13 protein-coding genes are annotated in these 12,622 nt (G+C 66.0%); 3 read left to right on the top strand and 10 right to left on the bottom strand.

All coding sequences use genetic code 11. The features are described 5' to 3' along the window. Positions 1 to 56 precede the first annotated feature (56 nt). From GM656_RS17250 to GM656_RS17205, 10 genes are all read right to left on the bottom strand, one after another. Positions 57 to 500 carry a MaoC family dehydratase gene (locus tag GM656_RS17250; RefSeq protein WP_162414938.1) on the bottom strand — a complete coding sequence of 148 codons (444 nt, stop codon included), beginning with the start codon at positions 498 to 500 and terminating at the stop codon, positions 57 to 59. 199 nt (positions 501 to 699) lie between these two features. Beyond that, on the bottom strand, positions 700 to 1,446 hold the full coding sequence (locus tag GM656_RS17245; protein WP_162414937.1) for a helix-turn-helix domain-containing protein: 747 nt from the start codon (positions 1,444 to 1,446) through the stop codon (positions 700 to 702). Then, positions 1,443 to 2,426: an amino acid ABC transporter permease gene (locus tag GM656_RS17240; protein WP_162414936.1), complete on the bottom strand. Its 984-nt coding sequence runs from the start codon at positions 2,424 to 2,426 to the stop codon at positions 1,443 to 1,445. Before GM656_RS17240 ends, GM656_RS17245 begins: the two co-directional genes overlap by 4 nt. After that, positions 2,423 to 3,178 (bottom strand): amino acid ABC transporter ATP-binding protein, encoded by a 756-nt coding sequence (locus tag GM656_RS17235; protein WP_162414935.1) that lies wholly within the window; start codon positions 3,176 to 3,178, stop codon positions 2,423 to 2,425. Before GM656_RS17235 ends, GM656_RS17240 begins: the two co-directional genes overlap by 4 nt. Further along, on the bottom strand, positions 3,175 to 3,855 hold the full coding sequence (locus GM656_RS17230; protein ID WP_162414934.1) for an amino acid ABC transporter permease: 681 nt from the start codon (positions 3,853 to 3,855) through the stop codon (positions 3,175 to 3,177). Before GM656_RS17230 ends, GM656_RS17235 begins: the two co-directional genes overlap by 4 nt. A 4-nt stretch (positions 3,856 to 3,859) precedes the next feature. After that, positions 3,860 to 4,654, bottom strand: a complete 795-nt coding sequence (locus GM656_RS17225; protein WP_162414933.1) for a transporter substrate-binding domain-containing protein — start codon at positions 4,652 to 4,654, stop codon at positions 3,860 to 3,862. Positions 4,655 to 4,712: 58 nt separating this feature from the next. Next, on the bottom strand, positions 4,713 to 6,035 hold the full coding sequence (locus tag GM656_RS17220; RefSeq protein WP_162414932.1) for an aminotransferase class III-fold pyridoxal phosphate-dependent enzyme: 1,323 nt from the start codon (positions 6,033 to 6,035) through the stop codon (positions 4,713 to 4,715). A gap of 89 nt (positions 6,036 to 6,124) precedes the next feature. Next, positions 6,125 to 7,078, bottom strand: coding sequence for an arginase (gene rocF, locus GM656_RS17215; protein ID WP_162414931.1), 954 nt, complete (start codon positions 7,076 to 7,078; stop codon positions 6,125 to 6,127). Positions 7,079 to 7,084: 6 nt separating this feature from the next. Next, positions 7,085 to 8,254 carry a Glu/Leu/Phe/Val family dehydrogenase gene (locus GM656_RS17210; RefSeq protein ID WP_162414930.1) on the bottom strand — a complete coding sequence of 390 codons (1,170 nt, stop codon included), beginning with the start codon at positions 8,252 to 8,254 and terminating at the stop codon, positions 7,085 to 7,087. Positions 8,255 to 8,960: 706 nt separating this feature from the next. Then, entirely contained in the window at positions 8,961 to 9,767 is an 807-nt protein-coding gene (locus GM656_RS17205) for an IclR family transcriptional regulator (RefSeq protein ID WP_162414929.1), read from the bottom strand. A 536-nt stretch (positions 9,768 to 10,303) separates the two neighbouring features. On the opposite strand from GM656_RS17205, the gene GM656_RS17200 reads away from it, so the two are divergent. From GM656_RS17200 to GM656_RS17190, 3 genes are all read left to right on the top strand, one after another. Continuing rightward, positions 10,304 to 11,029 carry a DUF7260 family protein gene (locus tag GM656_RS17200; RefSeq protein ID WP_162414928.1) on the top strand — a complete coding sequence of 242 codons (726 nt, stop codon included), beginning with the start codon at positions 10,304 to 10,306 and terminating at the stop codon, positions 11,027 to 11,029. Positions 11,030 to 11,201: 172 nt separating this feature from the next. Then, positions 11,202 to 11,945: a PHP-associated domain-containing protein gene (locus GM656_RS17195; protein ID WP_162414927.1), complete on the top strand. Its 744-nt coding sequence runs from the start codon at positions 11,202 to 11,204 to the stop codon at positions 11,943 to 11,945. Positions 11,946 to 12,086: 141 nt separating this feature from the next. Then, entirely contained in the window at positions 12,087 to 12,620 is a 534-nt protein-coding gene (locus tag GM656_RS17190; protein WP_162414926.1) for a plastocyanin/azurin family copper-binding protein, read from the top strand. Positions 12,621 to 12,622: the final 2 nt, after the last annotated feature.

Here is a 12,622-nt window from a genome sequence, read left to right as displayed (position 1 = left end):
TCGAAGTACAGCAAATAAATCGTATGTCGCTATATCAAAACACCATCAGTCTTCGATCAGTCGTCGGTCTCACGCGCGACGATTTCGATCCCGTCGTAGGAGATGATCCGGGTGCCGTCGTCGGTCAGTCCCTCGACGTGCCGCGTGACGTACCCTCGGTCGTCGCGTCGCTCTGACGGCCGTTTGTCCCGGACCTCAGTTTCGACGCGGAGCGTGTCGCCGGGGCGGAGGGGAGTGTGCCACCGGAGGCTGTCGACGCCGAGTCCGCCGAGTGTCGCCACGTCGGTGACGTGCTCGACGGACAGGCGCATGCAGATGGCCGCCGTCTGCCAGCCCGAGGCGATGAGTTCGCCGAACATCGACTCCTTTGCCGCCTCCTCGTCGAGGTGGAACGGTTGCGGGTCGTACTTCTCGGCGAACTCGACGATCTCGGCTTTCGTGACCTCGTACGCGCCGAACTTCCGCCGATCACCGACTTCGATATCCTCGAAGTATTTCATGGTCGAACGTCACCGGCCAGATAGAAAACCTCGTTGGAACGACGGGCGACGGAAGCGGCGTTGACGAGACCGGCACGAGAGACTCCCTGTACCGTCGATCTGTCTGCGGCTGCCGGTTCGGGGTGGGTCGACCTGTATCAGCCGACAAACCCCTCGCTGCGATACGAACCGGTCGCGTGGAGACGACCGAACCGTTCCCTTACGTCGCGGACTCCGGGTCCGTCGACCGACGCTCCGGATCGAGGAGCTTCGCCTCCGCGGTCCGGAGGTGCTGGAGGAGCGTCGTTTTCGAGAGGTCCAACTGCGCCGCGAGCTCGCGGGTCGAGACGCTGCGGGGCCATTCGTAGTACCCTGCCGACCGCGCCCGTTCGAAGGCGCGTCGCTGTGCCGGCGTCAGCGAATCGAACCGCCGTTCGCGCTCGGACCGCTGCGTCTCGCTGTCGGCCGTCGCGACCGCCTCGACGGTCAGGTCCGCGTCGGCGTCCCGCCGGACGGCGTCGAGCGCTGACTGGAGTTCGGAGCGATCGCGCGTGAAGCTCACCTGCCACCGCTCGCGTCCGTCTTCGATGCGGACGGGGGCGCTGTGGACGAAGCCGTGTTCGAGGAGCGTCGGACAGACGAGCGCCGAGGGGTCGTACTCGAGGAGGAACTCGCGGACGACCGCGCCCGGCGCGTCGCGGCGATGCCCGAACCGCTCGCGGAGTTCGAGCACGGCCCCCGAGTGCGGGGAGTCGCGGACCGCGTCGAGACACGCCTCGACGGTCTCGGCCGTCTCACCGTAGGCCGTGAACAGCCCGTTGACCCGCTCCGGCGTCGGTTCGGGTGCCTGATAGACCGCCTGGGCGAGGATACCCCCGTCCGTCCGGGCCGTCGCACCGATGGCCCAGCAGTCCGGGTGCCACAGGTCGAGCGTCAGCCGTGCGCCGGCACTGTCCGTCCGGTTCATTGTCGCGTGTGTCCGACGCCGACCGTCGCCGTGCGGGACTCGACGCGGTCCATCAGCGCGGAGGCCGTCACCACCAGCGCCAGGTACAGGACCGCCGCCAGCACGAACAGGTCGGTGTACTGATAAGTCTCGCTGGCGAGCGTGCTCGTCCGGCCGAACAGCTCCTGCACGGTGATGAAACTCGCGAGCGAGGAGTACTTCACGAGGTAGACGAGTTCGTTCGTCCAACTCGGGAGCGCCAGACGGAGGCCCTGCGGCACGACGACGTAGCGGATGCCCTCGAGCTTGGAGAGGCCGACGGCGCGCGCGGCGGTCAGCTGACCGCTATCGACGGAGTCGAACGCGGCCCGCAGGTACTCGGACTGGTAGGCCGCGCTGTTGAGCGAGAAGCTGATGACCGCCACCCAGAAGGCCTGTGCCGGGACGAAGCCGACCCCGACGCCGGGAACCCCCCGCAGGACCTGCGTCAGCGAGGTGGCGAAGTAGAGCACGAAGAGTTGTGCCAGCAGCGGCGTCCCGCGGATGAGTTCGGTGTACGACAGCGCCGCCCAGCGTGCGGTCCGGCCGCCGTAGACGCGCAGCAGGCTGAGCGGGAGCGCGAGCGCGAACCCGAGACAGACGCTGACCGTCGTCAGCAGGACCGTCGTCCAGATGCCCCCTGCGAGGAGCGGCAGGTATCCGATTGCCTCCGCCGCGAACTCGAACCCGCCGGCGAGCCACAGAACCGGCTCACCAACGGGGCCGAGCGACGCGGCGAGGGCGGCGGCACTGTCAGCGGCCGCCGCGAACGGTGCCACGGGAACGAACGGCTCGCCGCGCCCGACGCCGACCGAGCCGACGAGGAGGAAGTCGTTGGCCAGGCGGCCCGACAGCCAGAGCCAGAACAGGGCGAGGCCGACCGTGAGCGGACGGACCGAGACGACTGACCCCATCCGTCGCCGCAGACGCGTTACCGGTGACGCTGATTCGGCCGTGCTCATGGCGTCCCCTCGTGTTCGGTCTGCAGGCGACCGAGGAACTCCCTCGTCCGGTCGGCCTCGGGTGTCTCGAACAGCTGTTCGGGCGGTCCGTGCTCGACGATTTCGCCGTCGTCGAGGAAGACGATGTCCGAGGCCGCCGAGCGGGCGAATCCCATCTCGTGGCTGACGACGAGCATGGTGATGCCGCGGTCGGCCAGATCGCGCATCACGTCGACGACCTCGCCGACGAGTTCGGGGTCGAGCGCGCTGGTCGGCTCGTCGAACAGCAGGAGTTCCGGATCCATAGCGAGCGCCCGGGCGATGCCGACGCGCTGTTGCTGCCCGCCCGAGAGCTCCGCGGGGTAGGAGTCCGCCTGATCGAGCAGACCCACCTGTTCGAGATGTTCACGGCCCCGCTCGCGGGCCTCGTCGGCGTCCATCCCCAGGACCTTGCGCGGTCCGAGCGTGACGTTGCCCAGGGCAGTCAGGTGCGCAAACAGATTGAAGTCCTGGAACACCATTCCCACCTGCTTGCGCAGTTCGTTCACGTCGGCCTCGGGGCGCGTCACATCGGTTCCGTCGAGGGCGACGGTCCCGCTGTCGATGTCGGTGAGCTGGTTCACACAACGGAGCAGCGTGGACTTCCCGGAACCGCTCGGCCCGATGAGCACGGTCACGTCGCCGCGGTCCATCTCCAGGTCGACCCCTTCGAGAACGTCTTCGCTGCCGTAGGACTTGTACAGGTCGTCGATGTCGAGTAGCGGTCGTGTCATGCGGTCCCCTCCGGAACGGCGTACCGGTCACTGAGTCTGTCGAGCGAGCGGTTCGTCGCGAAGGTCAGAACGAAGTAGATGAGGCTGACCGCGAGGAAGATCTCCAGCGCCGCGGTCGACCGGCCGCCCTCGTAGAGGTTTTGGCCCGTCGTCAGCAGTTCGCCGATACCGATGACGATGGCGATGCTGGTGTCTTTCAAGACGATGGTGAACTCGTTTTGAAACCCGGGGACGCTCCGTCTGAGCGCCTGCGGGACGACGACGTGACGGATGGCCTCGAAGCGCGACATCGCGACGGCGCGAGCGGCCTCCAACTGTCCTTCGTCGACGCTCTGGAGCGCGCCCCGAAAGATCTGCGTCTGGTAGGCGGCGCTTCGGAGGCCCAGGGCGGCCGTGGCCGTCGCGAACGCGCTGTCCGAGACGGAGACGACGAAGTACAGCATCATGATGATGACCAGCAGCGGCGTCCCGCGCAGGACCACGCCGGCGCGTTCGACCGCTCGCTTCGGCAGACCGGATCCATACACCTCCAGCGCGCCGGCCGGAAACCCGACGACGAATCCGAGAAGGATGCTGGCAGCGGTGAGCGCGACCGTGACGGCGGTCCCGCGGAGTAACAGCCCGAGGTTGTCGGCGACGAAGAGCCAGTCGGCCGCCTGTAGTAGCGTCGGTGTCATGGCCTCACTTCTGGCCGAACCACTTGGCGGTCAGTTCCTGGTACGTTCCGTCGTCCCTGACGGCGGTCAGCCCGCCGTTGAGCGCGCTGGCGAGCTGTTCGTTACCGGACTGGATACCGAACCCGAACTGCTCGCCGGTCTCGTAGACGAACGCCGTCGTGATCGGGCGGTCGCCCACGAAAGAGTTCGCGACGGGCACGTCGATGACGATGGCGTCGACGTTCTCGTTCAGCAGGTCCTCGACGGCCAGCACGTAGTTGCCGTAGGCCTTGTACGCGGAGGCCTCTATCGTGCCGGTCTCGACGAGCTGTTCGGTGATGACTGACTCGCCCGTCGTCCCCTTCTGTGCGCCCACGAGCGCACCGTCGAGGTCGTCGAGCGACGAGGGCGAGAACGACCCGGCCTCGCGGGTGACGATGGCCTGGTTCGAACTGTAGTACGGGTCGGAGAAGTCGATTGCCTCCTCGCGCTTCTCGTTGATCGTCATGCCGGCGGCGACTACGTCGACGTTCCCGTTGTTCAGCGCCGGGATGAGCGACTTGAACTCCAGTTCGTCCCAGCCGGATAGCTCGTAGTCGGACTTCGCGACGACGGCCTCCAGCAGACTCACGTCGAATCCGACCAGTTCTCCGTCCCGCTTCATCTCGAACGGCGGGAAGCCCGGTGCTGTACCGGCGGTGAGCGTCTGTGACCCGCCGCCGCTCGATTGGCACCCGGCGACCGACAGCGCCGCGACGGTCCCGCCGATTGCGTGCAGATACCTCCGTCTGTCCACGGTTACGCGTGCCTCTCGTGGCATAATCCCACCGTCGAATCCATCATATTTTAATATTTCGGTCACCGCTGAAGCGTCGCGCTCAGGCCGACGCCACGGTGTTCGAAACCTCGGTCAGCACCGACTCGAGGATATCGAGCGCGAGGTCCAGTTCGCGCTCGGTCACGTCGAGCGGCGGGAGGAGACGCAGCGACTTCCGACCGCAGCCGAGCGTGAGCAGGCCGTGCTGAAGCGCGGTCTCCATCACATCGTCGCGGCGGGCCTTCGTGTCGAACTCCAGCGCGGTCATCAGGCCGAGCCCGCGGGCGTCCTCGACGATCGGTCGGTCCGCCGAGAGGTCTCGGAGGCGGTCGAGGAAGTACGTCCCCTTCTCGGTGGCGTTGTCGAGCAGGTCGTGGTCCTCGATGGCGGCGAGCGTCAGCGCGCCCCGCATCGAGCCGAGGATGTCGCCCGCGCCCCACGTCGAGGAGAGCCGCGACGTCTCCGAGGGGAAGACGTCCGACCGGGAGACGGTCGCGCCCACGCGGAGCGCCTTCGCGCTGGTGATGACGTCAGGGGAGATGTCGTAGTGGTCGACGGCCCACATCTCGCCGGTGCGGCCGACGCCGGACTGGATCTCGTCGGCGATGATCGGGATGTCGTGTTCCGCGCACACGTCGTCGACCGCCGAGAGGAACTCGGGGCTGGGGACGTGGTAGCCGCCCTCTCCCTGGATCGGTTCGAGGATGAGGTACGCGACTTCCTCGGGCGGGATGTGACCGGTGTCCGGGTCGAGCTTCTCGCGGAGTCGCTCGACGCCGGCCTCGGAGAACGCCACGTCGTGGATGCCGCTGATCTCGGGGAACTTCCGGCGGTAGACCGACTTCGAGCGGTTCAGCGAGAGCGCGCCCAGCGTGCGGCCGTGGAACGCGCCGTCGAAGGTGATGCCGTACTTCGGCGTCTCGCAGTTGTCGTAGCAGATCTTGATGGCGTTCTCGACGGCCTCCGCGCCGGAGTTCGAGAGGAACACCGTATCGAAGCCGTACTGGCTGGAAATTTCGGTTAGCTTGTCCATCAGGTGAGCCGGCCCGGGCATCGAGGTCTCGTCGGGCGTACCGCCGGTGCTGACGTAGAAGTCCTGGCCGGCGATCTTCAGCGGGTCGACCATGTCGAACTCGTCGGCCCGGTCCATGATCTTGGGGTTGTTGTACCCGAGCGGCGAGGCGGCGACGTGGCTGGTGAAGTCCATGAGGACGTTCCCGTCGGCGTCGGTGCAGAACGGACCGATGGCGTCTTCGGTGATGTCCCAGACGAAGTCGTAGACGTAGGTGCTCGGCGCTGCGGTCTCGTGGTGGTACTCGACCCACTCGCTCGCTCGCGGGCCTGGCAGGGAGTCGACACGCGGTTCTACTGTATCGCGATCCATGCTAGCAATCAGGACATCATGAGTAATAAATCACCGTGTTCCCCGCCGGCGTCCGTCGATCAGCGCGGCCGGGTCGTCGAGGAGCGACGCTACAGTATCTGTTTGCCGAGCGCGGTCGCGGCGAGCGAGGCCGCCTTCTCGCCGGTCTCGTTGCGGGTGTCGAGCACGGGGTTGACCTCGACCACGTCGAGCGAGCGCAGCGCGGACTCGGCCGCGTCGCGGTCGGCGACCCGTTCCATCGCCGTGTGGGCCTCGCGGTAGGTGACGCCGCCGGGGACCGGCGTGCCTACGCCCGGGGCGTCCTCCGGATCGAGCCAGTCGAGGTCGAGGCTGACGTGGACGCCGTCGACGCCGTCGGTAGCGATGTCGAGTGCCTCCTCGACGACAGGCCCGATGCCGCGGCTGTCGATGTCGCTCATCGTGAACACCGACATGTCGCTGTCTCTGAGGACCGCCTGTTCGTCGCGGTCGAGGCTCCGCGCCCCCACGATGACGGTGTTCTCCTCGACGACGTTCGACGCCGTTGCCCAGGGCATCTCCGCGAAGTCGCCGTAGCCGTGCGCCGCGGCGAGAGGCATCCCGTGGACGTTCCCGCTGGGCGAGCTCGTCGGCGTGTTGTAGTCGCCGTGGGCGTCGAACCAGACGACGCCGAGGGGGCCCGCCCGCGCCGCGCCGCGCATGGTCCCCATCGCGATGGAGTGGTCGCCACCCAGCACGAGCGGGACGGTCCCCTCACCGAGGGCCCGGTCGACGCGGTCGGCCAGCGTCTCCGTCATCTCGGCGACGCCGTCGAGGTGCTTCGCGTCCGATTCGTCGGTCGCCTCGTCGGCGCGGGTCCGCAGGGTCGGCACGGCCAGGTCACCCGCGTCGGCGTAGTCGACGCCCGCGGCGTCGAGCGCCGCGGAGAGCCCGCCGTACCGGATTGCCGAGGGGCCCATGTCGACCCCGTGCCGGTCGGCACCGAGGTCGAACGGGACGCCGAGGACCGTGACCGGCGGGGCTGTGCGACTACCGTCACCCGACTGCGTAGACTGGAGCGACATTGGCTGTTAGGGCCATAGCCCGCGGGCGTTCAAAGCGTCACCGATGCGCGAGAGCGCGACGACGTACGCGGCGGTCCGCCACGTGACGCCGCGCTCTTCGACCGCGGACCGTACGTCCGCCCACGCGTCGAGCATCTCGGACTCGAGTTCCTCGTGGACGGCCTCCCGCGACCAGCTCCGGCGGTTGATGTGCTGGAGCCACTCGAAGTAGCTCGCGGTGACGCCACCCGCGTTGGCGAGGATGTCGGGAACGACTGGGATGGCGCGGTCCTCGAAGACGCTGTCGGCGGCCGCCGTCGTCGGCCCGTTGGCCCCTTCGACGATAATTCCGGCGCGGACCCTGCCTGCGTTGTCCGCCGTCAAGACGTTCCCGACGGCCGCGGGGATCAGCACGTCCACGTCGAGTTCGAGCAGTTCGGCGTTGGAGATTCGCCTCGGGGCGTCGTAATCGCGCAGGCGTCCGTGTTCGGCGCCGTCCGCCGGAACCGACGAGACATCGAGGCCGGTCTCGTCGTAGAGGCCGCCGTCGACGTCGTAGTCGTGGTAGTCGAGCGCCTCTCGGGCGATGATGGCGACGCTCCGTCCGGGGGCCTCCTCGCGCCCCTGTGTCCCGCCGACGACGGTCGGCTTCCCGGTGACGACGCCGGGGACCGTCTCGCCCTCCTGCATCGAGTAGGCGTCCATGAACCACGCGACGGTCTGTGCGTCCGTTCCCATGTCCGGCGCGGGGATGTCCTTCGTCGGACCGACGACCTCCCGAAGTTCCTCCGCGAACCGCCGCGTCAACTGCTCTTTCTCTCGCGTACTCAGGGTCGCCGGGTCGACGACGATGCCGCCCTTCGCACCGCCAAAGGGCAGGTCCATCACGGCGCACTTCCAGGTCATCAGCATCGCGAGGGCCGTACACTCCTCGGCGGAGACGCTCGGATGGTAGCGCATCCCGCCCTTGTACGGTCCCCTGACCTCGAAGTGCTGGACCCGGTAGCCGCTGAACACGTCGACCGTCCCGTCGTCCCGGCGGATCGGGACGGAGACCTCGACGGACTTCGTCGGGTGTCTGAGCTGCTCCAGCATCCCGTCGGACAGGTCCAGGTGGCCCGCCGCGCGTTCGAGCTGGTGGAGCGCCGTCTCGACTGGTGATACCGCGTCGTCGTTCGGCTCTGTTTGCTGACTCATGTTTGGTGTCGGGTGGCCGACGGTCGCTCCCGCACCGGCGCGGTCCGAGCGGTGCCGCTCGGGACCGACGGCCGTCGGCGCGGACGCGCTGTCGGCGGCCGCAGCCCTCTGTTCGGAGGACGCGGAGACGTGTCTCGACAGATTGCGGTATCATAAATAAACATTTGGGATCCCGCGGGTGACAGGCCGAGGGGGACATCGGATTGGGGTTTGAATATTTCAAATGAGATGTGATCGCGACATCGGACGAGCTGACCGGTCGAGCGCCCAATCCTGGGAAGTACCGTCGATTGTCGTGGGTCGATCAGCGTTGAAATAGACAAACCTCTGCGGTGGTACGGAGAACCGCCTACCGAACGGGGAGAACGCCCGAGAGGCGTAACCGGATGCTGGTCGGCGGTGACCGGATTTTGAGTCGCTCAAATACGCCACGGCCGACTGACGATGTCGCCCGCGTGAAACGCCCCGAGACGGGCGTCACCGAGTCCGATTCGTACCCTTCGGCCGTCGGTAGCTCGGTCCCGGAGCGGCCCGGAGCGCGTCGCCAGAGCGGCCGGCCACTAACGATGGTACGACTGTTATGCTATCCTGTGGGACGGCGTCTCGCGCGCCCGACCCCCGAGAATCGTCAGTCGGGAGAACGGTCGGCTTTGAAGTGGTCAAATCGCCCCCGCGAGCGCGTCCGGAACGCGTCGTCGGACGGTCGTCACGCGGTCCGGTCGAACGGCATCATCTCGAGGTTGACTTCGATGAGGTTCGCCGCCTCCATCACCATCTCCGGGATCTCACGATCGAATCGCTCGCCCTTCAGCCGGCTGGTCGGGGCCGTGACGCTGACCGCGCCGACGACGCTCCCGTCGCTGTCGACGACTGGCGCGCCGACCGCGCGGAGCCCCCTGATCTCTTCCTCGTCGTTGACCGCGTACCCCCGCTCTCGGACCGTCTCCAGTTCCGTCACGAGCCTGTCGCGATCGGTGATGGTGTTCTCCGTCTGTCGAACGAGTCCCTCGCGGGAGACGATCTCGCCGACTCGCTCCTCGGGGAGCCGAGAGAGAATGGCCTTCCCCGAGGCACTGTCGTGGAGGTGCTGGGGGGACTCGCGCAGCTTCAGGTGGTAGTCCTTGCCGACGGCGTGCTGGCCCCGGCGTTCGTAGATCGCCACCTCGCGGCCGTCGTTCTCGGTGACGAGATGGACGTACTCGCCGGACTTGTCGGCCAGTTTGTCGACCTCTTCCTGCCCGGCGGCGTACAGGTCCGTCTCGTTTCGCACGTGTTCGCCCATCGTGACGAACCGGAACCCGAGCTGATACGTCCCCTCCTCCTTCGTGAGGAAGCCACACTCGACGAGCGTCCCGAGATAGGTGTGGACCGTCCCCGCCGAGAGGTCGACCGCGTCGGTGAGTTCCCGGAGCGTGGCCCCGTTCGACCGCTGGACGGCCTCGATTAGCTCGCAGGCCTTCAGGACGGACTGGATACGTCGCTTCGAGTGGCGTTCGTCCGTTTCTCCGGTCATTACCCGGTACAAACGCTGTCGTTACTTAAAATTCCGGATGTGGTTCGGGTTCGAAGCGAACCGTGTTCATCCGTCCGTCGAGACATCACCGGCCCGATCAGTACGTCCGGAAAACGATGGGAGAGTCGGACACTCGGTGAGGATACTGCGTACGGATATAGACGTAATAGGATATATTCCCATATATGAACTCAAATAGGGTTAAAATAAATACAGAAAATTAAATAGAGGTTCGAAGTGGCAATTATTGCCCACAGATTGCCTGCTAATTTGCGGTTTTGATAATTCGATCCCTAGTATCGGGCTGTTTTATCGACGTATTGGTCCCTAATGGTATTCTATACTGTCTTCGGACCCGATTCCGAAGTCCGTTGGCCGTTTCGAATCGTTCGCTCGATGCCTCCTGACATGAGAACGCGCGGACATGCGGATTCGATCAATTTGGAGGCATGCCTGTATATAAATGGATGCCCGGACGACGGCGGTGTTGTCGGGTAACTAAAAGACTTATTGTTGTTACCGAGCGATATACTAGCATGTCGACCACGCCTGCGCCGGACGGGACGCAGTGGTTTCTGCACACGTGGCAGGACCACATCCTCGAACCGGTGGAGACGGCCCTCGACGTCTTAGCGCGTGAGCAGACGGAGTTGGCGGCGGAGCGCGAAGCTCTCGACGATTTTTTGACGCGTCTGGACCGTATCGAACCCGTCGAACAGCGAACTGTCCCCGTCGGCTCCCCCTCGGAGAGCGCCGGAACGGCTCCGATAGAAGGACTCCGCGAGGCGTACTCCGAGACGGTTCTCTCCGTCGAACACTTCGAGACGGTCTACGACGAGACGCTGGTCGAGAACGTCGCGGTCGAGTTCGGCCCGGACTACGCCGCAGTGTTTCACCCAGACTCTAACGTCCACTTCTCACCGCCGATCAAGCGGTCGCTCGTCGCCGCCACGGAACAGGCAATCGACGAACGCGAGTCGTTAGAACGGGCCGTCAAGTTGGAACAGCGCGCGATTTCGTCGTACCGGGAGCAGATTCAGTCCCTCCTCGACACGCTCGACAGCACCGTCGTGCCGGAGTGGTACCGCGAGACGTTCCACGAGAACGTCGCGGCGATACTCTCCGATCGCCAGGAGGAACTCCACTCCAGCGTGCACCGGTTCGATACGCTCGACTTCTGTTCGTACATGTACGAAGATCAGCTATGGACACATCCCGTACTGACCAGCGTCGCTCGGCTCCAGGAGTCGGTCGACAGCTAGGGGACTGACAGGTTCTCGCACGCGGCGCGGTGTCACTCTTCGTCGACAGTCGCTGAGTCCGCCAGAAAATATACGATACGATATACGGTCTCGAAATCCTATGTGTTCTGGTATATCTGACCCGAGGCCACCAACGGAAATCTTACACCGACCGGGAACCGAATGGTGGTGAATGGAAGACACCGTCACCGTCAGAATCGACCCCCACGTCCACTCCGAGGGGTCGTACGACGGCAGTGAACCGGTGGAACTCATCCTGGAGCAGGCGAGCGATATCGGCCTCGACGGCGTCGTCGTGACGGACCACGACGACATCGAGCAGTCGCTCCGTGCCGCCCGACTGGCCCCGGAGTACGGGCTACTCGGGATCCCCGGCGTCGAAGTGTCGACCGCGGACGGCCACCTCCTCGCCGTCGGTGTCGACGAGCAACCGACGCCCGGAAAGCCGTTCCTCTCGACGGTGGACGAGATCCGCGCACGCGGGGGCGTCGCCATCGTCCCGCACCCCTTCCAGCGGAGCCGACACGGGGTCCGAAAGCGCAAGCTCCGGGACTGCGACGCCGTCGAGGTGTACAACTCGATGCTGTTCACCGGCTACCGGAATCGCCGGGCGGGGTCGTTCGCGCGCCGCCACGACTACCCGCGGGTCGGCGCGAGCGACGCACACTCGATTCGGAATATCGGCCGTGCCTACACGGAGATTCACCTCCCTGAGTCGGTGGCCGCCAATGGCGTCGAGAGCCGGTCGGTCATCGACGCGCTCGCGGACGGCGCGACGACGATTCGCGGGCGGCGAACGCCGATTCACCGGAGCGCGCGACAGTACACCAACGGTGCCGCGAAGAAGAGCCTCTTTCTGACGACCTCCCGTCTGCCCGTCATCCCCACGCTCCCCGCCTCGTTCAGACAGTCCTGAGCGGCCCGCCGGCCCCGCGGCGTGGGCGATGGGCCCAGAGTGACCATCTCCCGACGAACATCTTCGGTCGGGTTCCAGCCCCGTGAGAGCGCGCGCCCCTATATATACAGGTCTGTCCACCAGTGCCGAATGTGAGCTCCCATGGCAACACGTAGAACGTTCATCCGAGGGCTGGCCGTAACGGCAACGGGAACGGCAATCGCTGGCTGTTCGTCGGGCGGTAGTTCGAGCGGCGGTAGCGGAGGCGGCGACGGTTCCGACGGCTCCGCCTCCGGGGACGGTTCAGGTGACGGGTCCAGTGGTGACGGCGGCGGATCGAGCGGCGGCGGCTCCGAGTGGACCCAGACGAGCACGGTCGAGATGACCGATTCGCTGGCCTTCGAACCGAAGAAGATCCAGGTCGAGGCCGGCACGACGGTCACGTTCGACAACGTCGGCAGTATCGGCCACACCGTGACCGCCTACGAGGACAAGATTCCCGACGGAGCGTCGTACTTCGCCTCCGGCGGATTCGACTCGCTGCAGGCCGCGAAGGACGGCTACAGCAACGGCATGAAGGGGAACATCCCGAAGGGCGAGAGCTACGAGGTGACCCTCGAGACGACGGGCACGTACGAGTACTACTGCATCCCCCACGAGATGAACGGGATGGTCGGCCAGATCAAGGTGGTCTAATC

The sequence above is a fragment of the Haloarcula salina genome, from assembly GCF_010119195.1.
GTDB lineage: Archaea > Halobacteriota > Halobacteria > Halobacteriales > Haloarculaceae > Haloarcula > Haloarcula salina.
This window is presented reverse-complemented; position numbering and strand designations above follow the sequence as displayed.